The organism is Paenibacillus sp. J31R98 (assembly GCF_056269245.1).
Genome location: NZ_JBWDNO010000002.1, coordinates 681747 through 704116, shown reverse-complemented (window position 1 = coordinate 704116; position 22370 = coordinate 681747). Strand labels below are relative to the sequence as shown.

General features: G+C 50.9%; 23 protein-coding genes. 19 read left to right on the top strand and 4 right to left on the bottom strand.

Annotated elements, in window-relative coordinates:
* The first annotated feature begins 9 nt into the window (after positions 1-9).
* From recN to clpP, 6 genes are all read left to right on the top strand, one after another.
* Complete coding sequence (gene recN / locus AC0YNX_RS11820) at positions 10-1710, top strand: DNA repair protein RecN (protein WP_475815869.1); 1701 nt, start codon at positions 10-12, stop codon at positions 1708-1710.
* Between the two features lie 123 nt (positions 1711-1833).
* Entirely contained in the window at positions 1834-3159 is a 1326-nt protein-coding gene (gene spoIVB, locus AC0YNX_RS11815) for a SpoIVB peptidase (RefSeq protein WP_475816234.1), read from the top strand.
* A gap of 226 nt (positions 3160-3385) precedes the next feature.
* Positions 3386-4201: a sporulation transcription factor Spo0A gene (spo0A, locus tag AC0YNX_RS11810; RefSeq protein WP_475815868.1), complete on the top strand. Its 816-nt coding sequence runs from the start codon at positions 3386-3388 to the stop codon at positions 4199-4201.
* 95 nt (positions 4202-4296) lie between these two features.
* Positions 4297-5484 carry an MFS transporter gene (locus tag AC0YNX_RS11805; protein WP_475815867.1) on the top strand — a complete coding sequence of 396 codons (1188 nt, stop codon included), beginning with the start codon at positions 4297-4299 and terminating at the stop codon, positions 5482-5484.
* Positions 5485-5565: 81 nt separating this feature from the next.
* Positions 5566-6243: an RNA polymerase sigma factor gene (locus AC0YNX_RS11800; protein WP_475815866.1), complete on the top strand. Its 678-nt coding sequence runs from the start codon at positions 5566-5568 to the stop codon at positions 6241-6243.
* Positions 6244-6266: 23 nt separating this feature from the next.
* Complete coding sequence (gene clpP, locus AC0YNX_RS11795; RefSeq protein ID WP_475815865.1) at positions 6267-6851, top strand: ATP-dependent Clp endopeptidase proteolytic subunit ClpP; 585 nt, start codon at positions 6267-6269, stop codon at positions 6849-6851.
* 51 nt (positions 6852-6902) lie between these two features.
* On the opposite strand, the gene AC0YNX_RS11790 is transcribed toward clpP, so the two are convergent.
* Positions 6903-7199 (bottom strand): DUF2627 domain-containing protein, encoded by a 297-nt coding sequence (locus AC0YNX_RS11790; protein WP_475815864.1) that lies wholly within the window; start codon positions 7197-7199, stop codon positions 6903-6905.
* Between the two features lie 158 nt (positions 7200-7357).
* Between AC0YNX_RS11790 and lpdA the strand changes: the two genes are divergently transcribed.
* The 5 genes from lpdA (at position 7358) to lipB (ending at position 13127) form a co-directional block, all read left to right on the top strand.
* A complete protein-coding gene (lpdA, locus tag AC0YNX_RS11785; protein ID WP_475815863.1) occupies positions 7358-8785 on the top strand; it encodes a dihydrolipoyl dehydrogenase in 1428 nt (475 codons plus the stop codon).
* 158 nt (positions 8786-8943) lie between these two features.
* Positions 8944-9978 (top strand): thiamine pyrophosphate-dependent dehydrogenase E1 component subunit alpha, encoded by a 1035-nt coding sequence (locus AC0YNX_RS11780; protein ID WP_475815862.1) that lies wholly within the window; start codon positions 8944-8946, stop codon positions 9976-9978.
* Between the two features lies 1 nt (position 9979).
* Positions 9980-10963: an alpha-ketoacid dehydrogenase subunit beta gene (locus tag AC0YNX_RS11775; protein ID WP_475815861.1), complete on the top strand. Its 984-nt coding sequence runs from the start codon at positions 9980-9982 to the stop codon at positions 10961-10963.
* 52 nt (positions 10964-11015) lie between these two features.
* The gene (locus AC0YNX_RS11770) at positions 11016-12383 is read left to right on the top strand and encodes a dihydrolipoamide acetyltransferase family protein (protein WP_475816233.1); all 1368 of its coding nucleotides are present in this window, start codon (positions 11016-11018) and stop codon (positions 12381-12383) included.
* Positions 12384-12401: 18 nt separating this feature from the next.
* Positions 12402-13127, top strand: coding sequence for a lipoyl(octanoyl) transferase LipB (gene lipB / locus AC0YNX_RS11765; RefSeq protein WP_475815860.1), 726 nt, complete (start codon positions 12402-12404; stop codon positions 13125-13127).
* Here the strand turns inward: lipB and prli42 are convergent.
* Positions 13095-13193, bottom strand: a complete 99-nt coding sequence (prli42, locus tag AC0YNX_RS11760; RefSeq protein WP_177182554.1) for a stressosome-associated protein Prli42 — start codon at positions 13191-13193, stop codon at positions 13095-13097. The genes lipB and prli42 overlap by 33 nt on opposite strands.
* Positions 13194-13272: 79 nt before the next feature.
* Between prli42 and AC0YNX_RS11755 the strand changes: the two genes are divergently transcribed.
* Positions 13273-14406 carry a M20/M25/M40 family metallo-hydrolase gene (locus AC0YNX_RS11755; RefSeq protein ID WP_475815859.1) on the top strand — a complete coding sequence of 378 codons (1134 nt, stop codon included), beginning with the start codon at positions 13273-13275 and terminating at the stop codon, positions 14404-14406.
* A 116-nt stretch (positions 14407-14522) separates the two neighbouring features.
* Here AC0YNX_RS11755 and mciZ read toward each other — a convergent pair whose 3' ends face one another.
* Positions 14523-14681, bottom strand: coding sequence for a Z-ring formation inhibitor MciZ (gene mciZ, locus AC0YNX_RS11750; protein ID WP_475815858.1), 159 nt, complete (start codon positions 14679-14681; stop codon positions 14523-14525).
* Between the two features lie 89 nt (positions 14682-14770).
* Here mciZ and AC0YNX_RS11745 point away from each other — a divergent pair, with 89 nt between their 5' ends.
* From AC0YNX_RS11745 to fur, 4 genes are all read left to right on the top strand, one after another.
* Positions 14771-15328, top strand: a complete 558-nt coding sequence (locus AC0YNX_RS11745) for an NUDIX hydrolase (RefSeq protein ID WP_475815857.1) — start codon at positions 14771-14773, stop codon at positions 15326-15328.
* Positions 15328-16536 carry an endonuclease Q family protein gene (locus AC0YNX_RS11740; protein WP_475815856.1) on the top strand — a complete coding sequence of 403 codons (1209 nt, stop codon included), beginning with the start codon at positions 15328-15330 and terminating at the stop codon, positions 16534-16536. Before AC0YNX_RS11745 ends, AC0YNX_RS11740 begins: the two co-directional genes overlap by 1 nt.
* A gap of 471 nt (positions 16537-17007) precedes the next feature.
* Positions 17008-17652 carry a stage II sporulation protein M gene (spoIIM, locus tag AC0YNX_RS11735; protein ID WP_475815855.1) on the top strand — a complete coding sequence of 215 codons (645 nt, stop codon included), beginning with the start codon at positions 17008-17010 and terminating at the stop codon, positions 17650-17652.
* Between the two features lie 98 nt (positions 17653-17750).
* Positions 17751-18221 (top strand): ferric iron uptake transcriptional regulator, encoded by a 471-nt coding sequence (gene fur / locus AC0YNX_RS11730; protein WP_475815854.1) that lies wholly within the window; start codon positions 17751-17753, stop codon positions 18219-18221.
* Positions 18222-18326: 105 nt separating this feature from the next.
* On the opposite strand, the gene AC0YNX_RS11725 is transcribed toward fur, so the two are convergent.
* On the bottom strand, positions 18327-19595 hold the full coding sequence (locus AC0YNX_RS11725; RefSeq protein ID WP_475816232.1) for a S8 family peptidase: 1269 nt from the start codon (positions 19593-19595) through the stop codon (positions 18327-18329).
* A 264-nt stretch (positions 19596-19859) separates the two neighbouring features.
* On the opposite strand from AC0YNX_RS11725, the gene ald reads away from it, so the two are divergent.
* From ald to xerD, 3 genes are all read left to right on the top strand, one after another.
* On the top strand, positions 19860-21002 hold the full coding sequence (ald, locus tag AC0YNX_RS11720) for an alanine dehydrogenase (protein WP_475815853.1): 1143 nt from the start codon (positions 19860-19862) through the stop codon (positions 21000-21002).
* 105 nt (positions 21003-21107) lie between these two features.
* Entirely contained in the window at positions 21108-21341 is a 234-nt protein-coding gene (locus AC0YNX_RS11715) for a DUF4227 family protein (protein ID WP_475815852.1), read from the top strand.
* A 111-nt stretch (positions 21342-21452) separates the two neighbouring features.
* Entirely contained in the window at positions 21453-22358 is a 906-nt protein-coding gene (gene xerD / locus AC0YNX_RS11710; protein ID WP_475815851.1) for a site-specific tyrosine recombinase XerD, read from the top strand.
* The last annotated feature ends 12 nt before the right edge of the window (positions 22359-22370 follow it).

The following is a 22370-nucleotide window of genomic DNA, read 5'->3' as shown; positions in this document are numbered from 1 at the left end:
AGAACAACTATGCTTCGCGAGTTGTCGATACGCAATTTAGCTGTTATTGAATATGTTTCAGTAAAATTCCACGATGGTTTTCATGTACTGACAGGTGAGACTGGAGCAGGGAAGTCGATTCTGATTGACGCGCTCAGTCTTGTTGTTGGAGGGCGTGGCGCTTCGGAGATGGTTCGTTACGGCTGCGACAAAGCCGAGATCGAGGCAATGTTCGAGCTGCCTGCTACACATCCTGTATGGTATACACTTCAATCGTTCGGAATTCATGCTTCGCCTGAGGAAGGACTCGTCGTACGTCGCGAGCTCTCCGCGCAAGGCAAGAGCATCAGCCGCGTAAACGGACACATTGTCACCTTGTCAATGCTTCGCGAAGCAGGGGAATGCCTCGTCAACATCCATGGTCAGCATGAGCATCAGTCTTTGCTGCGTACGGATAAGCACTTAGAATGGCTTGATTCCTATGCTGGGGATGATGTCGCAGCGTCTTTGGAATCGTATCGCGCGGTATACCGTGAGTTCGATAAAGTTCGTTCTAGCCTTAGGGATATTGAAGATACTTCAAGGCAAAATATGCAGATGCTTGATCTATACCGATTCCAGATCGAGGAGATTGCATCCGCACGCTTAAATCCAAGTGAAGACGAATCGCTTGCTGAAGAGAAGCAGAAGCTAATGTATGCGGTGAAACGTAGAGATTCCGCTTCTGAAGCCTATAGCCTGCTTCATGGAGGCAAAGGCATTGATGCAGTAAGCCGAGCTGTAAGCCGGATTAGCGATATTCGTGATTATGATCCGCTCGTACTTGATCCACTGCTGGAGCAGCTGCAAACCGCATTTTATCAGCTAGAGGATGCGGTATATCAGCTGCGCGATTATCGGGACAACGTTGACTCTGATCCAGAACGTCTCGCATACATTGACGACCGTCTGGATATGATTAATAGCTTGAAACGCAAATATGGGGAGACGATCCCTGATATTCTGTCCTATTTGTCGGGCATTCAGTCTGAAGCTGACAAGATTGAGAACCGCGATGAGCATCTTGCTCGGTTGCAGGTCGAGCGCGATCGGTTGTTTGCTGAAGCATTGACGATTGGCGTCAAGTTATCCGAGCAGCGACGTAGAGCTGCGGATCAGCTTGCTGCAGCGATTGAGAGCGAGCTGCGCGGCCTTCAGATGGATCGCACGAAGTTCTATGTGCAATTGCAGCAAACGCAAGATGGAGAGCATTACAAGCTGCATTCAAATGGTATTGACGAGGCTGCATTCCTTTTTGCGCCGAATCCAGGCGAACCGATGAAGCCAATTAGCAAGATCGCCTCAGGCGGCGAGATGTCGCGTATTATGCTGGCGCTTAAGACGATCTTCGCAGCAATTGATGAAGTGCCTGTTCTTATATTCGACGAGGTGGATACTGGCGTTAGCGGACGTGCTGCTCAAGCAATCGCTGAGAAGATGTCGCGCTTGTCCAACCAGTGCCAAGTGTTCTCGATCACCCATCTGCCACAGGTGGCATGCATGGCAGATCATCATTATGAAATTAAGAAGATCATTGTCGCAGATCGTACATCTACAATGGTAACAGAGATGAGTTCAGCAACACGAATTGAAGAGCTGGCGCGCATGCTCGGCGGCGTGGAAGTAACGGAAAAAACACGCCATCATGCACAAGAAATGCTTGACTTGGCTGAAAGGCAAAAGGGAGCGTAATGGAAGGGAATCAGGGAATGTTTTTGGCGACATAAAACATTAGGGGCAGGGATACCTTAAAGGTACGCAAATGGCGAACCACCTTTCTCGTCAAGCGATTTTGCAACAGGGAGCGTGAAGTCATTGAATGCCAATCAGCGGAAGCGGTGGCTAGGTCTACTTCTCGTTATCATCGTTTGCATGCTTGGTCTATCCTCTCCAATTCAACATTTCGCCGCATTTCCGAACGAAGTTCGTTTGTTTTCCGGCCAGTTGAAACAATTAGACTATGGTATGCCTGTACATGCTCAAGTGACTGTTGATTCGCAAACGCTGCGTGTTAACGGATCAACTGATCGTTCACTTTCAATTAATTTGAACAAGCCGTTGTCCATTCAATCTTCACAAAGCGGCAAAACAACGATGAAATTGAAATTATTCGGCAAAATTCCCTTCAAAACCGTTCGAGTAAACGTTGTACCGGATTTGCGTGTCATTCCGGGCGGTCAAACGATTGGTGTTAAAGTGAAATCTGCAGGCATTATGGTTGTCGGTCATCATCAGGTAGTTGATACGAAGGGCACTAAAGTATCTCCAGGCGAGCAAGCAAAGATTCAACTGGGGGATCTCATCGTTCGTATTAATGGCAAGTATGTAAATGAAGTGCATAAGGTAGCAGAAATGGCGGAGGAAGCAGGTGACTCTAAACAGCCGCTTCATTTGACAGTCAAACGGGGTTCACGGTTATTTGATACGAAGCTGTTGCCGGTATTTGATTCTGAGGACCGCGCATGGCGATTAGGGCTGTATATTCGTGACTCCGCAGCCGGTGTTGGCACATTGACGTTCTATGCTCCCGATCAAGGCGTGTATGGTGCGCTTGGACATGTAATTACAGACATGGATACGCAGACGCCAATTGAAGTGGGCGAAGGGCAGATTCTTCAGTCTAACGTAACTTCAATTAACAAAAGTCAGAATGGTGAGCCAGGAGAGAAGAGAGCGCAATTCGTGAAGGAAAGCAAAGTGCTTGGCAATATTGAGCGCAATACGTCATTCGGGATTTTTGGAAAAATGAAGGAGCTGCCTTCACATAGCTATAACGATCAATCGGTTCCAGTTGCTTTCGCTGAAGAAGTGAAGGAAGGACCAGCCCAGTTGCTCACTGTTGTAAACGGGCAGAAGGTTGAGCGGTTTAATGTTGAGATTGTTCATGTAACGAAACAGCAATCTCCTGCGACCAAGGGAATGGTCATTAAGATTACGGATCGCCGTTTGCTGGAGCAAACCGGAGGGATTGTGCAAGGGATGTCGGGAAGCCCGATTATCCAAGATGGCAAACTAATCGGTGCTGTTACTCATGTATTCGTCAATGATCCAACATCGGGCTACGGATGCTTTATTGAGTGGATGCTGCAAGATGCAGGTGTATTGTTGAAACCAGCAAGCTTAAATCTTAAGGTGGCATAGCCCCTTAAGATTTTTTGGTTTTTTGTCGAATCGTTAGGAATTGTGAAGCTTTGTGTAATAAATTATTTATTATAAAACAGTTGAAAATAAAAATAAAGAAAAATATTATTCGACAGAAGGAATTTTATCCGGTGTGTCGAAAATGTTAATCAGGCAAACACAAGGACCGTATAAAGAATGACGGTTACTGCATAAGTGTGGATTTTAGTCTAAGGAGGACTATACCTTGCAAAAAATTGAAGTTTTGTTGGCAGATGACAATCGGGAATTTACGAACCTTCTATCAGAGTACATCTCTGAACAAAATGATATGGAAGTTTCCGGTGTCGCGTATAACGGTGAGGAAGTTCTTCGTTTATTGGAAGAGGCTCATGAAGTGCCTGACGTTCTTATTCTCGACATCATTATGCCACATCTCGACGGTCTCGGTGTTCTGGAACGTCTGCGCGAGTTGAACCTGACTAAAATGCCTAAAATCATTATGTTAACAGCGTTTGGTCAAGAGAATATCACACAAAAAGCGGTGCAGCTGGGAGCTTCCTACTACATACTTAAACCGTTTGACATGGAAATTCTCGCGAATCGAATCCGTCAGCTCGTTGGCAATCCAACTGTATCTTCGACGTTTACATCCACATCTGCGACATCTGCATTATCGAAGTCGAACGTTGTGCCAATCGCGAAAGGCAAAAACCTGGACGCGAATATTACGAGCATTATTCATGAGATCGGCGTTCCTGCCCATATTAAAGGGTATCAATATTTGCGTGAAGCAATCACAATGGTTTATAACAATATCGAAATTCTCGGTGCCATTACGAAGACGCTTTATCCTGCCATTGCTGAGAAGTTCAAGACGACGCCTTCTCGCGTGGAACGCGCCATTCGCCATGCGATTGAAGTTGCTTGGACTCGCGGTAACATCGACAGCATCAGCCACTTGTTCGGTTACACGATCAATATTAGCAAATCCAAGCCGACGAACTCCGAGTTCATCGCTATGGTTGCCGACAAGCTGCGCATTGAGCATAAGGTATCGTGAAAGGATAAGGAATAAGTCGAATCGGATGAAGCGCCACTTTCGTGCAAGCTGCGAATGTGGCGTTTTTATTTCGATGTATTATTAGGAGGATTGTTTTGACAACATCAGTAAACACACCTGTTCCTTCGCTGAAGAGGTTAATTATCTTGCTGTCGGTCACACTTGTATCAGGCTTGAATCAAGGTTTGCTGCTGCCTTTGCTTGCTATTCTGCTCGATCAGCGAGGCGTCTCGTCAGATCTCAATGGACTAAATTCTATGGCCTTATACATTGGCACATTCAGTACAATGTTCTTCATCGAGAAGCCAATCCGTAAGATTGGGTATAAATACGGGATCATGTTCGGTATTATACTCGCAGGTGTTGGGACGATTCTGTTCCCATTCATGCACGCCCTCTGGATCTGGTTTATTCTGCGAATTGCTGTCGGCATAGGCGACAGTGCGCTTCACTACTGTACACAGCTCTGGATTGTAAGCAGCAGTCCACCTGCAAGCCGGGGGCGATACATTTCGCTATATGGGATGGCATATGGAATCGGCTTCAGTATCGGACCAATGGGCATCAACTTCATCTCCATCGGGAAGTGGCTGCCCTTCGCGCTTAATACGGCCTTATTTATCGTCATTATGATATTTGTTTCAAGGTTGCCTTCGATCTTTCCGGAGAGAGCGGATAAGCTCGCTGCTTCATCGAATCGATATTTGCGTACCTACCGGATCGCTTGGTTCGCCTTGCTTCCGGCAATCCTGTACGGCTTGATGGAAGCGACAATGAACAGTAATTTTCCGCTATACGGACTTCGCATCCATCTGAGTAAAGAAGTCATCTCCATGCTGCTTCCTGCGCTTGGAGTCGGCAGTCTGATCGTCATGTTCCCGCTTGGCATGCTCAGTGATCGAATCGGACGTAAGCCGGTTCTCATATCAAGTGCGCTCGCAGCAGGCATTATGTTCTTTATGGTCCCGATGGCGGGGAATAATGCACCTTTGCTATTCGTGTTGCTCGCTCTAATTGGCGGCTGTATCGGATCTTTCTTCTCGCTCGGCCTGGCTTATGCGGCAGACTTGCTTCCGCGCGAGCTGCTGCCGTCCGCGAACGTGATTGCATCCATTCATTTCAGCGTCGGAAGTTTGCTCGGTCCCAGCATCAGCGGCTATGGCATCCAATATATATCCGAGAAGAGTATGTTCATAATGCTCGGAAGTGCATTTATGCTATTCGCGATCATTGGTCCTTTGTTCCGTCGAAATACACAAACACAGACTACAACTGTAATATAATTTCTAGTAAGGCGTATCTTTTTCGTTCCTTCGTTCGTTTACGTTATGCATCACAAGCTAACAGATGAGGAGGTGCCAAAAATGACAACAAAGCCAACAGTGGATGAGATGCGCTTCGTGCTGTACCGATACTGTTTATCGCTTACGCATTCGACCTGGGATGCAGAAGATATCGTCCAGGAAACATGTCTGCGAGCCCTTCCGGTCATGAACGGAAAGATGGAGCATCCGAATCCAACTGCCTACTTGCTGCGAATTGCGAAGAATATCTCGGTTGACCATAACCGCAGGAAACAGCTCGCAAGACGCGCACTGGCGCATAATGAAGCTGTTCTGACAAGATTGTATGGCGATTCGCATGAGATGGAATATGCAGTACGGCTGCTGCTCGCTCACTTGTCTCCGCTGCAGCGAACTGTGTTCTTGCTGAAGGAGCTGTTCGGTTATAAAGGCGCAGAGGTGGCTGCGAAATTGTCTACATCGGAAGGTGCTGTTAAAGCTGCGCTAAGCAGGGCGCGATCCGCATTTGCGCGCTTGAAGGAGCGGGAACTAGGCGGTGCAGCGCAGATCAGCGCTGAGAATCCGGTCAGCGATAGCATGCTGTACGCGTATGTGAATGCAATCCGCTCAGCAGATCCGCAGGCGCTAATCGTGCTCGCAAACGCCGAAGAACAGCTCATCGACCCCGTTCAGGCTATCGGTCAGCTTCGTACCTCTTCGGGCATCAGCTCATCCGTTAGTATGCTGATGGCATCATAAACGGGCCTGAGAGGATGATTGCATTGAATTTAATGCCGTATGTCATTGAATCAACAAATCGCGGGGAGCGCAGCTATGATATTTATTCGCGGCTGCTTAAAGACCGGATCGTCATGGTGAGTGGAGAAATTGAGGATCAGATGGCGAATGCAATTGTGGCTCAGCTGTTATTCCTTGCTGCCGATGATCCGGATAAAGACATCCAGCTGTACATCAATAGCCCAGGAGGTTCTGTCACTGCCGGCTTCTCCATCTATGACACCATGCAATTCATCAAGCCGGATGTCTCGACGATATGTACCGGTTTTGCTGCCAGCTTCGGCGCAATTCTGCTTGCTGGTGGAGCGAAGGGGAAGCGGTTCGTGCTTCCGAACAGTGAAGTTATGATCCATCAACCGCTTGGAGGAGCAAGAGGGCAAGCATCTGATATTCAGATCCATGCGAGCTGGATTCTCAAGACACGCGAGAAGATTAACAAGCTGCTTGCGGATCATACTGGGCAGTCCGTGGAGCAAATCGAACGCGATTCAGACCGGGATCGGTTCATGAGCGCATCGGACGCAGTCGCTTACGGCATCGTGGACCGCGTAATCGAACCGGCTAGCTAGAACGAGCAAGCGGGCACTCCCTGTAGAGGAGTGCCCGCTTTTTTTGCATGATTATACGCCTGGCCGAGGCGGACGAGGCCGCTTCTGGCGGAAGCGTGGCGACACATAGTTGCGCTTGCGATCGCGATAGAACGTCCAGCCGCCGATGAAAGCTACGCCGATTAAGAACAGCACAAGTCCGCCTAGAAACATCCACCATTCAAAATGGCGCGCGGTCGTGGTTTCATCCCCGAAAGATGAGAAATAATGAAATACAGCATCCTTCATAAGCAGGAAGCCGTATGTGGCTCCAAGTCCTGGAATAACGAGCAATAGGACAGCGATAAATCGAATAATGACTTGTCTCATACGTTAATAAAATCCCCCTGTACACGTGCAGCAGATACGGTATTATCATACCTTTTTCCGCACTGACTTGTCCATTTCGTAAGGGGATGTTTTCTAAAGTGAGCGAAAAAGGTACAATAGGGAATGTATAGCAAGGTGAATTGGAGAGGGGAACGAACATGACATTACAATGCGATTTGGCCATTATTGGCGGAGGCATTGCAGGATATACAGCCGCGATCCGAGCGGCGCAAGCGGGCAAGAAGGTCATTATCGTTGAGCGGGAGAAGCTCGGCGGCACATGCTTACATAAAGGGTGTATCCCAAGCAAATCGCTGCTGCACAGCGCGGAAATTTATGCAACACTGCGCAATGCGGACACGTATGGCATTGCTGTAGCTGAAGGCGCGATTAGCATTGATTTTCCAAAGGTGCAGCGGCGCAAAGAGAATACGATTGAAGGATTGTATAAAGGATTGCAATATTTGATGCGCAAACACGAGATTACGGTTATAAAAGGTAGTGGACGTGTAATCGGTCCTTCGATCTTCTCGCCTAAGAGCGGAAGCGTTGCGGTGGAGTTTGAAGATGGCGAGATGGAAACGATCGTGCCGACGCATCTCATCATCGCAACAGGCTCTCGTCCGCGTACACTTCCCGGTATGGAGCCGGTTCCAGGTCAACTGATGACAAGTGACGAAGCACTCGAAATGGACAACCTGCCAAGTTCGATGCTCATTATTGGCGGCGGCGTCATCGGCGTTGAGTGGGCGTCTTTGCTCATCGATTTCGGCATTGAAGTCACGCTCGTTGAAGCCGCATCGCGTTTGTTGCCAGGCGAAGATGTAGAGAGCTCTGCGGAGCTGACGAAACAGCTGCGCCGCCGCGGCGTGCGTATTCTAACAGGCATTCAATTGAAGCTGGAGACGTATACGTATAGTAATGGACAAGCTTCCATTACGGCTGATACTGCTGACGGCACAGTCATTCTGAATGCGGAGCGTCTTCTTGTATCTGTTGGCAGGCAGGCGAATGTCGAAGAAATCGGTCTTGAGAATACCGATGTCCGCGTTGAGAAAGGCGTCATACGCGTGAACAGCTTCTTCCAGACGAATGAGCCGCATATCTATGCGATCGGCGATGTGAACGGCGGGCTTCAGCTGGCGCATGCAGCTGCTCATGAAGCGATTGTAGCCGTTGATCATATGCTCGGCGGCAAGGATCAAGCGCCGGATCATTCTCGTATACCGCGGGCGATTTATTCGCGACCGGAGATTGCTTCGATCGGTCTCACCGAAGACGAAGCACGCAAACAGGGACATGATATTAAAGTCGGCAAAGTGCCGTTCCAGGCGATTGGCAAGGCGCATGTGCTGGGCGAAACCGAAGGGTTCGCGAAAGTCATCGCAGATGCGAAGACAAGCGATGTACTTGGCGTTCACCTTATCGGTCCGCACGCGACAGACCTTCTGTCCGAAGCCTCGCTTGCGATGTTGCTCAATGCAACACCATGGGAAGTCGGACAAGTGATTCATCCGCATCCGACGCTGTCGGAAGTTATTGGTGAAGCAATGCTTGCTGTTAATGGAAAATCAATCGCATTTTAGGCACTTGCTGCATCTTTATATAGTAAACACCTTTTACAATAAATCGCTTACATGAGTCAGTGGATCCAACATTTCTTTTTCAGAGGAACTCGGTTATAATGGGTATAGTCAAGTCTTAGTACCTGGTTATAATAGCAGCTAAAAGGAGGGCATCCCTCATGACACAATCCGAATCCGCCGTGACGCAATCGAGACATGCGGCACTTGGCCTTACGGACGAGCAAGCCATTGAAATGTATAAGCTTATGAATACCGCCCGCAAGTATGATGAGCGCTGTCTGATTCTGCAACGTGCAGGGAAGATCAAGTTCCATGTATCCGGTATCGGCCAAGAGGCTGCACAGGTTGGCGCAGCATTCGCTCTTGACCGGGATCAAGACTACTATTTGCCTTATTATCGCGATTACGCGTTTGTTTTGTCTGTCGGCATGACGCTGCGTGAGCTGATGCTGTGCCTATTCTCTAAGATTGATGATCCCAACAGCGGCGGTCGTCAGATGCCGGGGCACTTTGGCAGCAAGCGCTTGCGGATTGTAACAGGATCTAGTCCTGTAACGACCCAGGTTCCGCATGCAGTCGGCTTCGCGCTGGCAGCGAAGATGAAGAAGAAGGACTTTGTTTCCTTCGTTACGTTCGGCGACGGTTCCAGCAACCAAGGTGATTTCCATGAAGGAGCGAACTTTGCTGGCGTCCATAAGCTGCCGGTTATCTTCATGTGCGAGAATAATCAATATGCAATTTCGGTTCCCATTCATAAGCAAATAAGCGGCAAAATCGCTGACCGAGCGCTTGGATATGGTTTCCCAGGCGTAGCCGTGGACGGCAATGATCCGTTGGAAGTTTACCGCGTGATGAAAGAAGCGCGTAGACGTGCAGCGAATGGCGAAGGACCAACACTTGTTGAAGCGGTCATGTACCGTCTATCTCCACACTCGACTTCCGATGAGGATATGGCGTATCGGACCAAAGAAGAAGTGGACGCTCACCGCGACAAGGACGGCCTTCCGAAATTTAAGCAATATTTGATCGATTGCGGTATCTGGAATGAAGAGAAGGAAGCCGTGATGCTGCAGGAGATAAAGGCTGCGCTTGACGATGCAACAGCATTCGGCGACAAGGCGCCTTTCCCAGAGCCTGAAGATATCCTCAAACATGTGTATGCCGAAGATTCACAAGGCGAAGGAGGACGCTAACATGCCCAAAATGGATTATATTGATGCGATCCGCCTCGCAATGAAGGAAGAAATGGAACGTGACGAGAACGTGTTCGTTCTTGGGGAAGACGTTGGCTACAAGGGCGGCGTGTTCACGACGACGAAAGGACTGCTGTCGCAGTTCGGCGAAGAGCGCGTGCTCGATACGCCGCTTGCAGAATCTGCAATTGCGGGCGTTGCAATCGGTGCAGCGATGTATGGCATGAAGCCGATCGCCGAAATGCAGTATTCCGATTTCATGTTCCCGGCAACAAACCAAATTATTAGCGAAGCGGCGAAGATCCGCTATCGCTCCAATAATGACTGGGACTGCCCGATCGTTATCCGCGCACCTATTGGCGGCGGTATCTTTGGCGGCTTGTACCACTCCCAATGCCCGGAGTCGGTATTCTTCGGAACGCCGGGGCTGAAGATTGTTGCTCCTTACACGGCATACGACGCGAAGGGCCTCTTGAAAGCGGCTGTCCGCGACCCGGATCCGGTTATTTTCTTCGAAAATAAGAAATGCTACAAGCTTGTTTCGGGCGATGTGCCGGAAGACGATTATATCGTGCCGATCGGCAAGTCGAATGTCCTTCGCGAGGGTGACGATATTACTGTAATCAGCTACAGCTTGCCATTGCACTTCATTATGGATGCAGCCGAGGAGCTTGAAGCAGAAGGCATTACTGCGCATGTAGTTGACCTTCGTTCGCTGCAGCCGCTAGATAAGGACGGTATTCTTGAAGCTGCTCGCCGTACAGGCAAAGTACTTATCATTCATGAAGATAATAAATTCGGCGGCATCGGCGGAGAGGTTTCTGCCATTATTGCGGAAGAGATGCTCTATGAGCTGGATGCGCCAATTATGCGCCTTTGCGGTCCTGACGTTCCGGCAATGCCGATCAACCCGCCAGGCGAGAAATTCTTTATGCTAAATAAAGATAAAGTCAAAGAAGCGATGAAGAAACTCGCGCTCTACTAGAATTTAAGCTTTGTAAGGAGTGGTCGGATTGAAGAAAGTGACGGAAGTCGTCATGCCGCAACTCGCAGAATCGCTCGTCTCCGCAACGATTGACAAATGGCTGAAGCAGCCGGGCGATGTCATCGACATGTATGAGCCGATCTGTGAAATTGTCACCGATAAAGTTAACGCAGAACTGCCCTCGACAATTCAAGGGAAGCTGGTTCAAATATTAGTCGGCGCCGGGGAGACCGTACCTGTCGGTACGCCGGTTTGTCTGATCGAAGTGGAGGAAGAGGGAGCCGGCGATTCCGCTTCGGCTCCTGCTCCTTCGGCGCAACAAGCTGCAGCGCCAGCGCCGCAAGGCAATGTTGGCAGCAACGAGCGAGCAGCGGTGCGCGCTCAAGGCGCGGCATCGGGAGCGACCGAAAGCGGCGACGATAGCATGCGTTATCGCTATTCGCCAGCGGTTCAGCAGCTCGCAGCCGAGCATGGCATCAACTTGTCCCATATTCAAGGGACAGGCATCGGCGGAAGGATTACGCGCAAGGATGTTCTTGCCTATGTTGCGTCCGGTCGCGGAGCGAGCGCGCCAGCAACATCAAGCGCGAGCAGCGCGCCTGTGCATCCGCCGCAGCCGGTCTACACATCGAAGGATCCGGTGCGTTCGACGGGACTTCACCTGTCTGAGTCGCCGCGTATTCCGAAAGTAGAGATCGAAGGCCAGCAGGTTCCGGGACGCAGCGAATATTTTATCGACGTAACCCCTGTCCGCAATGCGATTGCGCGTAATATGCGCCAGAGCGTTACCGAGATTCCTCATGCTTGGATGATGATGGAGGTCGACGTTACGGATCTTGTCAGCCTCCGCAATAAGCTGAAGGATGACTTCAAGAAGCGCGAAGGCGTGAACCTTACGTATCTAGCATTCTGGGTGAAAGCGGTCGTGAATGCAATTAAGGATTTCCCGATTATGAACTCCGTCTGGGCGGTCGACAAGATCATCGTCAAGCGCGACATTCATATCGGTCTGGCGGTCGGTACGGAAGATGCGGTGAAGGTGCCAGTCATCAAGAACGCGGATCAGAAGAACATCGCAGGGCTTGCTCGCGAGATTGAAGAGCTGGCGCGCAAGACGCGTGATGGCAAGCTAACGCTCTCCGATATGGAAGGCGGCACGTTCACGGTGAACAATACCGGCTCGTTCGGATCCATCCTGTCGTACCCGATCATTAACTACCCGCAGGCAGCGATTGTGACTTGCGAATCCATCGTGAAGCGTCCTGTCGTCATCAACGATATGATTGCGGTTCGTTCGATGGCGAACATCTGCTTATCGCTCGACCACCGTATTCTGGACGGCGTCATCTGCGGACGATTCCTGCAGCGTGTGAAAGAAAATTTAGAAGGCTTCAACCTGGAAAGCACGAAGCTGTATTAGAAAGAGGCTGAGGCAGACATGACAACGAACGTGAAGGCGCTCGATGTCCACTATATTCCGATGATGGGATATGCCGAGGCTTGGGATTTGCAAAAAAGCTATGTGAAACAGATCGACAAGGAGGAGCGCCGTGAAACGCTGCTCCTTCTTCAGCATCCGCCGACGTATACGATCGGCTCGCAGAAGCATCCCGAGCATCTGCTTTATTCCGAGGAAGAATTGGCAAAGCGCGGCATCGGCGTTTTTCAGATCGACCGTGGCGGAGACATTACGTATCATGGGCCAGGTCAGCTTGTTGGTTACCCGCTCTTTTATCTCGATGGGGCGAATCTCGATTTGCACGGCTATTTAAGACAGCTGGAACAGGCGATTATAGAGTGGTTGGCTACATATGGCATTGAAGGCGGGCGTAAACCTGAATATACAGGCGTATGGGTTCGCGATGAGAAGATTGCCGCAATCGGCGTGAAATTTAATAAAGCCAGAACTCGCCGCGGATTCGTGACGAGTCATGGCTTTGCTCTCAATGTGAAAGCAGGCATTGCGCAAGATGGATTTCGAGGCATCATCCCTTGTGGAATTCAGGAGTATGCCGTCACTTCATTCGCTGATTTGACTGGCATTCACCTGAGTGTTGAACAGGCTGCGCTAGAGCTTACACCTTTTATCTGCAAGCAATTTGGGCTTGAGGTGGAAGAAGCATCAGGCGGGCTATTCGAACATCCAGCCGATACCAACGAGTAGCGTGGATAGCAGCATTGCCGCAATAAGAACCCAGATGAATACTTTAATAAGCGGATTGGAACGCATGTCAGCATGCTCCTTTCGTGCAAAATAATAAGGACGTTACTATGTATTGTAAACGAAAAGGATGGACGGAGGAAAGACGATGATTAATGAGAAGCGTCTTGTCGAGGAATTTATGGAGCTTGTCCGCGTGGACAGCGAAACAAAGAATGAGCGCCAAATTTGCGATGTGCTGACGAAGAAGCTGAAAGAGCTGGGCTTGTCGGTAGAAGAGGACAACGCAGCGAGCATTACAGGCCATGGCGCCGGCAACTTGATTGCAATGCTTCCGGCGAACGGCCGCGAGGATGCTCCGGTTATTTTCTTCACATCCCATATGGACACCGTAACGCCAGGCCAAAGCATTAAGCCGCAGCTGGACGAGGATGGTTACATCAGAAGCGACGGAACGACGATTCTCGGCAGCGATGACAAAGCAGGACTAGCAGCGATGTTCGAGATGATTCGCGTGTTGAAGGAGAACAACATCCCCCATGGCGCCATTCAACTGGTTATTACTGTTGGCGAAGAGAGCGGGCTTGTTGGTGCAGCGGCACTGGACAGCTCAAAGCTGAAAGCGAAATTCGGTTATGCGCTTGATTCGAACGGTCCAATCGGCGATATTGCCGTAGCAGCCCCTTCCCAAATGAAAATCACGATCAAGATCTATGGCAAATCCGCACATGCCGGCGTTAATCCGGAAGACGGCATTAGCGCAATCCAAGTGGCGGGCAAAGCGATTTCGCGCATGAAGCTTGGACGGATCGACCACGAGACGACGGCGAATATCGGGCGTTTCGAAGGCGGTGGCGCGACGAATATCGTGTGCGACTACGTTAAGCTGGATGCAGAGGCGCGCAGTATCGTCATGGAGAAGCTTGATAAGCAAGTCGAACAGATGCGTGAAGCTGTTGAGGCGGTTGTAGCGGAGTATGGCGCGAAAGCTGAGTTTGAGGCTAAGTTGATGTATCCTTCTTTCAACTTTAATGATGGCGATCCTGTAGTAGAACTGGCAAAAGCGGCGATTGAAAAGATCGGCAGAACACCGAAGCTGTTCCATTCCGGCGGAGGCAGCGATGCGAATGTGTTCAACGGGCATGGCGTTCCAACGGTGAACTTGGCGATTGGCTACGAGCATATCCATACGACGAAAGAGCAAATTAAAGTAGCGGATCTTGTGAAAACAGCGGAGCTCGCTGTTTCGATCGTGGAGCAAGCTGCTGAACAGAAAGCTTAACTCGAATAATAAAAAAGGGGTTACCTGCCGCAGAGGCGATCACGATGATCGGCTCTAACAGCAAGGCAGCCCCTTTGTCTTTGAATGGCATGGATGATTCTTTCGCCGGACACGGCTTATTGAGCGGACTGTAAGTATTCAAGAAGCGTGCGTTTCGGTTGAATCGCCATGAGCCCGGATTTGGAGCTGGATTTGGCCAGAAGCCTCAGCTGATGCTTAATTTCCCAAGCTTTGCCGACAAGTGCCAATTGGTTCTGCTTTGCATATTGTTTCATAATCTATCGCCCCTTTTGCTATACTTGATAGATAGATATGAGAGAGTTGCCTGCCTTATGCATACCAAACTGAAGGAGACGATAAAAAAATGCTGGAGAAAACAGACCAATTCCGTGAAGTAACCGTGAAGACAGAACCGATTTTTGAGGGAAAAATCATTTCGCTGCAAGTGGATACGATCCAATTGCCTAATGGCGGAACGGCTACGCGCGAGATCGTCAGACATCCCGGCGCTGCGGCGGTGCTGGCGTTAATAGATGATAAAATGCTTGTCGTTGAGCAGTACCGCAAGCCGATGGAGAAGTTCCAAATCGAAATTCCGGCGGGCAAGCTTGATGCCGGTGAAGATCCGATGGTTGCGGCTGCTCGCGAGCTGGAGGAAGAAACGGGATATCGTGCAGGCAAGTTGCGTCCCTTGAGCGCATTCTATACATCGCCGGGCTTTGCGGATGAGAAGCTATATATCTACATCGCTGAGGATCTTGTGAAAGGCGAGAGCGCGCCGGATGAGGATGAGTTCCTTGCGGTTGAAGCGATTACTTTCGAGCAGGCGCAGCAGTATATTAGAGAAGAGCGCATAAGCGACGCGAAGACGATCCTAGCTGTTTACGCGTGGCACATCTATAGGCTGACAGGAGAAATTTAATGATGAAGCAGGAAGGTGGAGGGCTTACGCGTTTTTTTGCAGACCTCCATTTGCATATCGGACGCACGGAGCGAGGCGAGCCGGTGAAGATTAGCGGCAGCCGGGATTTGACCTTCCGGAACATTGCGCACGAAGCGGCGGTTCGCAAAGGAATTCAGCTTCTAGGCGTCATTGACTGCCATTCCCCTGGGGTGCAGAGGGATATTGCGGCGCTGCTGGATTCCGGAGAGATGACGGAAATTATCGGCGGCGGGATTAAGTACCGGGACACGACAATTTTGCTTGGTGCGGAGATTGAAGTTCGCGATACGGGTTTTGGGACGGCGCATCATCTTGCGTTTATGCCGGATTTTGCAACGATGCAGTCGTTTACGGCGTGGATGAGCAAGCGTATGAAAAATGTGCAGCTCAGCTCGCAGCGGCTGTATGTGCCAAGTCGGGAGCTTCAGGAGGAAGTGAAGGTGCGTGGGGGCTTGTTCATCCCTGCGCATATTTTTACGCCGCATAAGAGCCTGTTTGGGAGCTGTTCGGATCATCTTAGAGATACACTGGACCCTGCACTCGTCGATGCAGTGGAGCTTGGGCTGAGTGCGGATAGTGAGATGGCGGGCTATATTCCGGATCTCGACAGCTATTCGTTCTTGACCAATTCCGACGCCCATTCCCTTGCCAAAATCGGTCGCGAATACAATGAGCTGCTGCTGCGAGAGCCGTCATTCGCCGAGCTAAAGCTCGCGCTTGAGGGGGCTGAAGGGCGGGCAATTACAGCGAATTACGGGCTTAATCCCGTACTCGGCAAGTATCATCGCACCTATTGCGTCAATTGCGGCTCGCTCATGGAAGAGCGGCTGGACGCCGAGCGCTGCTTGCAATGCGGCAGCTTGAAGCAGGTTCGCGGCGTGTTCGACCGCATCCTGGAACTTGCGGAGCGGGCTGGCCGCGAGCAGCCTGTGGTGCCGGCAGATCGCCCGCGCTATGTGTACCAAGTCCCGCTGGAGTTTATCCCGGGACTTGGCAAAGTGAAGCTGGGCAAGCTGCTCGAAGCATTCGGGACGGAGATGAATATCATCCACGACGTCCCGGAGGCTGCAATTGCGTCGATCGCAGGCGAACCAGCCGCAGCGATCATCGCCAGCGCCCGCCGCGGCACGCTGCAGCTTGAAGCGGGCGGCGGGGGTAGGTATGGCAAGGTGAGTGCGGGGCAGTAAGGTGCTCGGTTAGTTGGTCTTGGCTCAAATAAGTGGATGTTTACATTTATTTCTGTTTAATGCGCCGTTTTAGCCTCAATAACTGGATCTTTCCAGTTGTTGAGGCTGTTTTAGGTTTAGGTTTAGGTTTAGGTTTATGTTTAAGTGGAGGATGCCGAGCGTCCGCCGCAGGCGAATGGGATGAGAGCGACTTTGGTCGAAGACCACGGGAGCGCTCATCCCATCGCTTGCAAGCAACGAGCATGCAGCTAAAAACAGGCGAAGCAGTCATTTTCTCTTTGCCCCACCACCAAGGTGGATGGCAAGGGGGCCGAGCGAAGGCGCAGACATTCCGAATGAGAACGACTTTGGTCGAAGACCACGGGAGTGATCATCGGAATGACTGTACCGTAGCGAGCTGGGGTCCCCTTGTCATACACAACCCAGCTCGTACATAAACTGTACCATTCGCTATTTTTGGAGGTATGGGATATGCGCTCTTCCGCAATGCAGCCGATGATGAGAGAACAGCTAAATTTATATATTTTTGTATTCGTTCTGTTCATCGTAGGCGTCGTCTTCGGGGCTTTGCTCGTGAATGCGCTGACGCTGGACCAGCAGCAGGATCTTGCCGTCGACGTGCAGCAGTTTATCAGTCGGATTCAGGATGGTACGATGCTTAGCGGCACCGAGTCGTTCTGGGATCGGGCGTGGTTTCACGCCAAGTGGCTGCTGCTCGTATGGGTGCTCGGTCTGACTGTTGTCGGCATGCCGCTTGTGCTGGCGCTAGACTTCCTTAAAGGCGTGCTTATCGGCTTTGCAGTCGGCACACTCGTGCGCCAGTTCGCGTGGAAAGGGCTTATCTTCTCGCTAGCATCCGTTGCGCCGGCGAACCTCATCGCGATCCCGGCATTCTTGATCGCGAGCGTGTCTGCAGTTTCGTTCACGCTGTACATTGTGAAGAATCGGCTGATTGGCCGATTTGGCAACCTCGGTCAGCCGTTGATTCGCTATGTCGTACAGACTGCGATGATGCTCATCATTCTGCTCGGGGCTGCGATGATCGAGTCCTATTTAACCCCGCTGCTGCTGCAATGGGCTGCCCCTCTCGTCCAAGGAACGAGCGCTGGATTGTAATCATTCTAAAAAAAATTGACTTTGCTCCTGACCAGCACCTATAATGAAAGCAACCGATTCCGGTGATGGCACTAGTTGTTGTGGTAGGAGGGGAAGCCATGGAAGAATCCCGGATTGACAAAGTGAAACAGCAGCTCCAGTCACAGGGGTACAAGCTCACCCCGCAGCGTGAAGCGACAGTACGTGTGCTTCTGGAGAACGAAGAGGATCATCTCAGCGCTGAAGATGTATTTATGCTCGTTAAGGATAAAGCGCCTGAGATCGGCCTTGCGACCGTGTATCGGACACTTGAACTGTTAAGCGAGCTTCATGTCGTAGAGAAGATGAATTTCGGCGATGGCGTTGCAAGATACGACCTGAGAGCCGATAACAATAAGCACCATCATCATCACCTCATCTGTGTACAATGCGGAACGATGAGCGAGATCTTAGAAGATTGGCTTGGACCGCTTGAAGAACGGCTTGAGAAGGAATACGGCTTCACCGTTGTGGATCACCGCCTCGATTTCCAAGGCGTGTGCGCAAGCTGCAAGAGCAAGAACGACAGTTCGAAAGCCGAACAACAATAACTCCTTTCTGCAGTGCAGTTAGCGGTGTTTCATGCTAACATGCACTGCTCCCGAAGGGAGTTTTTTGTGTTGTTCTTTAGTATTGCGCAACTCTATGCGGATCTACTATGACTTTGTACGGCGACGTCGTTTTAAGGAACGTGTGCGTGCAGCGGCACTAGCTCCATTGTCAGCAACCGCTGCTGCATCGTCGAGCTGAATCAACCCGTAGCCCTGCGTACGCTTGGCATAGCTCGACAGCTTCTTCGTCGTATTGCGGAGCCGCTGCGCAATGCCATACGGCGTGATGCTCGGATGGAGCGACTTCAAGAGCGCTGCTCCGCCAGCGACGTGGGGGCTCGACATGCTTGTGCCGGAGAGCACTTGATAGCCGCCGCCTGGCCAGGTCGATTTGATATAGCTGCCTGGCGCCGTCACGTCAATGCCGTAGCCGCGGCTGCTGTAATTCGCGATCTTGCCATAGCGCGTAGAGGCAGCTACTGCAAGAGCATCTGTATACCTGGCAGGTTGGTCGATGCGGCCGCCAACAGAGCCGTTATTGCCTGCTGATGCAACGATGAGGATACCACTCTTGCGCGCACGCTGTACCGCTTCCTTCAGCGCGCTGCTTGTTTCTCCTTCGAGCCCAAGGCTCATATTGATGATCGGGATGTTCTTCTTAATACACCAGTCAATCCCTTTAATGATGTCGGATACATACCCCGCGCCATTCGCGTCCAGCGCCTTGATCGCGTATAAGCTCGCACGCGGTGCAACGCCAGGTCTCTTGTAGTAACCAGTGCCAGCGGCAATGCCAGCGACATGTGTCCCGTGCCCGTTATCATCATAATACGAAGATCCGCCCATCGTATTCACGCCTCCGGTTATGCGCAGATCGGAGTGTTTTGCGATGCCGGTATCAATGATCGCGATGCCCGCGCCTTTGCCGCGAGTCGTTGACCATACTTTCGATGCTCCAATCTGGGAGAGGTTCCACGGAGTAGAGCTAGAGTCTGATGAGGTTGCGGAACGCCGACCTTTGATGCGAACACTCTTCGTTTGCACTCGTTTACGCATATAAGGGGAAGGTTGTTTGCGTGCTGACTTTCTCTTGCCCGCAGCTGGCACAAAGCCATGCGCGTGAATCTTGAAATCAGGCTCGACATAGCTGATGTTCGGATGCTGGGCGAGCGACTTCAGCTGTTCGGTTCTGCGGCTGTCCAAATGGCAGCAGATTAGTCGGCTCTTCTGGATGCTTTTCACCGGACGGATACCGTACTTAGACAGCTCTTCTACACACTGTTTGTAGTCGGAGTCACGCTTGAACCCGATTAGCTTGCGCGACGTATACCCGGTTGATTTGCTCTTTGAGCAGCTGAGCAGCAGCCGTTCCACATTTGGCAAAGATGCTCCTCCTTTTTGGCAGTAGACGTTGCTTGCAACTGGGACCTGGACCTGGACTTGGAATTGAACTCGATTTTGCGGAACTATGGCATAACCGTTACTCCTAATGTATGGAGTCATTCGTACAAGGGCATGGGTAGACGCTGACCTTACGTACATATTTTTAGGCATGTAAGGTAAACGTATCATGGAGGACTGTCAACCCGTCCTCTGCCTGCATATGAAGAAGCAAGGAGTAGGAGAGGGAGTGCGCTTATGATTATCGGAGTTCCAAAAGAAATCAAGTCAAGCGAGTATCGGGTTGCGCTGACCCCGGCAGGAGCGGGAATGTTGAAGGCTGCCGGTCACGAGGTGCTGGTGGAAGCAGGCGCAGGAGTCGGCAGCAGCTTCACGGACGATGCTTATGTCTCGGAAGGCGCAACAATCATCGATGATGTCAAAGAAGTCTGGTCGCGCGCGAACATGATTATGAAGGTGAAAGAGCCATTGCCGGAGGAATTCGGTCATTTTCATGATGGGCTGCTGCTGTTCACCTACTTGCATCTTGCCGCTGCGCCGGAGCTGACTAAAGCGCTTGTTGAGAAGGGCGTTTCGGGAGTTGCCTATGAAACGATTCAGATGCCTAATGGCAGCTTGCCGCTTCTGACTCCTATGAGCGAGGTCGCAGGGCGGATGGCCGTTCAGGTCGGCTCCCAATTTCTCGAAGCCTTCTATGGCGGCCGCGGTATTCTACTTGGTGGCGTTCCAGGCGTTCCGCCTGCGGAAGTTATTATTCTCGGCGGAGGTATTGTGGGTACGAATGCAGCCCGAATTGCACTTGGCATGGGAGCGAGCGTCGTCATTCTGGAGCGCAGCGCCGATCGGATGCGTTATATAGATGAAGTGTTCAGTGGCCGTATTCGCACGCTCATGTCTAATCCATATAACATTGCAAGTGCGGTGAAGAAAGCAGATTTGCTCATCGGAGCGGTGCTTATTCCAGGTGCCCGCGCGCCGCATTTGGTCACAGAAGACATGGTCAAAACAATGAAGAAAGGCGCTGTCATCGTTGACGTTGCGGTTGACCAAGGCGGTACCATCGCGACGATCGACCGTGTGACGACGCACAAAGACCCGGTATATGAGAAGCATGGGGTGCTTCATTATGCTGTGGCGAACATGCCAGGTGCGGTTCCGCGCACATCGACGCTCGCTCTGACGAATGTGACGATCCCTTATGCGCTTGAGCTTGCCGGCAAAGGGCTTGAGGATGCCGTCCGTGCCAACGAACCGCTGCGCAAAGGCGTGAACACCTACAAGGGGCGTGTTACCCACCCGCAAGTCGCTGGAGCCGTTAATATGCCATATATCAGTATGGATCAGCTGCTCGAGAGCGTTGCTTTTGACAAGCTGAGCTAGCTCCCGTTGCAGCCTAACACAGCTATGCATGTTTCAACCTCTGGGCTCATAAGGTGTTGTAAAGGACAACTCCCTAACGAGTATCACGGAGAGGAGCATGGGCGCATGGTTGTGTCGGTTCGCAGATGGTTAAGACGAATTTTGTTCGTGCTGCTTCTTTGTTTTTTCACAATTACGATGTACGGCGGTTGCCGGTTTATTGCAGTATGGATCGCGCCGCAGGACCCGTACCGCGTTCCGCAAGGGCAGGCGCTTAAAGTGTTTCAGAACGATGATTACCAGGATAATGGAAGCAGTATTTATGAAAGGCTGCGGCTGTTTTATTGGTATGGGGAATAGACAATATTATTATATTCGACAAAAATGGTTTCCTTTGGCAGGAGATTCGCAGCGATTGTGGAATATAGCAGGATAACCTGCTAAGCTGTAGATCCGGGAAAGGAACGACCTATGAGAGCGCATCTGAGAACATTTATTCAGTTTTTACGGGAAGGACGGAGGCTATCCAGCAATACATTAGACTCCTACGAACGCGATTTGTCGAATTTTATTGAATATGTCCATACACAAGGCGTGACCCATGCAGCCGATATCCAAAAGCACCATGTTTCTCTCTATGTGCTTCAATTGAAGCAGCAGGGGAGAGCGGTTGCCACGATGTCTCGCCACATGGTGTCTATTCGCGCTTTCTTTCATTTTTTGATCACGGAGCGTCATGTGCAGTCAGATCCCTCCATACATCTGGAAACGCCAAAGCCAGAGAAGAAGTTGCCTAAGGTTATCTCCATCGATGATGTGGAGAAGCTGCTTACGGCACCTGACACCAGCTGCAACGCCGGCATTCGTGATTCAGCCATGCTCGAAGTGCTGTATGCAACGGGGATCCGGGTATCTGAACTTATTTCGTTAAATTGCGATCATATTAATTTGCCGCTCGGCTTCATTCGTTGTATGGGCGCTGCCGACAAAGAGCGGATTGTTCCATTAGGCGCTGTTGCTGCGGAAGCGTTGAAAGCTTACATAAACGTTGTTAGGGACAAGCTGCTGAAGCAGGATAAGCCGGAGCCGGAGCAGGCGCTGTTTCTGAATTTGCAAGGCGCGCGCATTACGAGACAGGGCTTCTGGAAAATAATTAAGAAATACGCTGCGGAGGCTGGTATCGTCGGCGACATTACGCCGCATACGCTGCGCCATTCTTTTGCTGCTCACCTGCTTGAGAATGGGGCGGATTTGCGTTCCGTACAGGAGATGCTTGGACATGCTGACATCTCCACGACCCAGGTGTACGTTCAGCTGACGAAGCCGCGCATCAAAGAGGTGTACAACCTCGCGCATCCGCGGGCGAGAATGAAATAAACAAAGCACGGA

Coding starts and splice junctions, on each gene's coding strand:
- recN (WP_475815869.1), top strand. CDS start 10: ATGCTTCGCGAGTTGTCGATACGCAATTTAGCTGTTATTGAATATGTT.
- AC0YNX_RS11800 (WP_475815866.1), top strand. CDS start 5,566: ATGACAACAAAGCCAACAGTGGATGAGATGCGCTTCGTGCTGTACCGA.
- AC0YNX_RS11790 (WP_475815864.1), bottom strand. CDS start 7,199: ATGAGACAAGTCATTATTCGATTTATCGCTGTCCTATTGCTCGTTATT.
- lpdA (WP_475815863.1), top strand. CDS start 7,358: ATGACATTACAATGCGATTTGGCCATTATTGGCGGAGGCATTGCAGGA.
- AC0YNX_RS11780 (WP_475815862.1), top strand. CDS start 8,944: ATGACACAATCCGAATCCGCCGTGACGCAATCGAGACATGCGGCACTT.
- AC0YNX_RS11775 (WP_475815861.1), top strand. CDS start 9,980: ATGCCCAAAATGGATTATATTGATGCGATCCGCCTCGCAATGAAGGAA.
- AC0YNX_RS11770 (WP_475816233.1), top strand. CDS start 11,016: ATGCCGCAACTCGCAGAATCGCTCGTCTCCGCAACGATTGACAAATGG.
- lipB (WP_475815860.1), top strand. CDS start 12,402: ATGACAACGAACGTGAAGGCGCTCGATGTCCACTATATTCCGATGATG.
- prli42 (WP_177182554.1), bottom strand. CDS start 13,193: ATGCGTTCCAATCCGCTTATTAAAGTATTCATCTGGGTTCTTATTGCG.
- AC0YNX_RS11755 (WP_475815859.1), top strand. CDS start 13,273: ATGATTAATGAGAAGCGTCTTGTCGAGGAATTTATGGAGCTTGTCCGC.
- mciZ (WP_475815858.1), bottom strand. CDS start 14,681: ATGAAACAATATGCAAAGCAGAACCAATTGGCACTTGTCGGCAAAGCT.
- AC0YNX_RS11745 (WP_475815857.1), top strand. CDS start 14,771: ATGCTGGAGAAAACAGACCAATTCCGTGAAGTAACCGTGAAGACAGAA.
- AC0YNX_RS11740 (WP_475815856.1), top strand. CDS start 15,328: ATGATGAAGCAGGAAGGTGGAGGGCTTACGCGTTTTTTTGCAGACCTC.
- spoIIM (WP_475815855.1), top strand. CDS start 17,008: ATGCGCTCTTCCGCAATGCAGCCGATGATGAGAGAACAGCTAAATTTA.
- fur (WP_475815854.1), top strand. CDS start 17,751: ATGGAAGAATCCCGGATTGACAAAGTGAAACAGCAGCTCCAGTCACAG.
- ald (WP_475815853.1), top strand. CDS start 19,860: ATGATTATCGGAGTTCCAAAAGAAATCAAGTCAAGCGAGTATCGGGTT.
- AC0YNX_RS11715 (WP_475815852.1), top strand. CDS start 21,108: ATGGTTGTGTCGGTTCGCAGATGGTTAAGACGAATTTTGTTCGTGCTG.
- xerD (WP_475815851.1), top strand. CDS start 21,453: ATGAGAGCGCATCTGAGAACATTTATTCAGTTTTTACGGGAAGGACGG.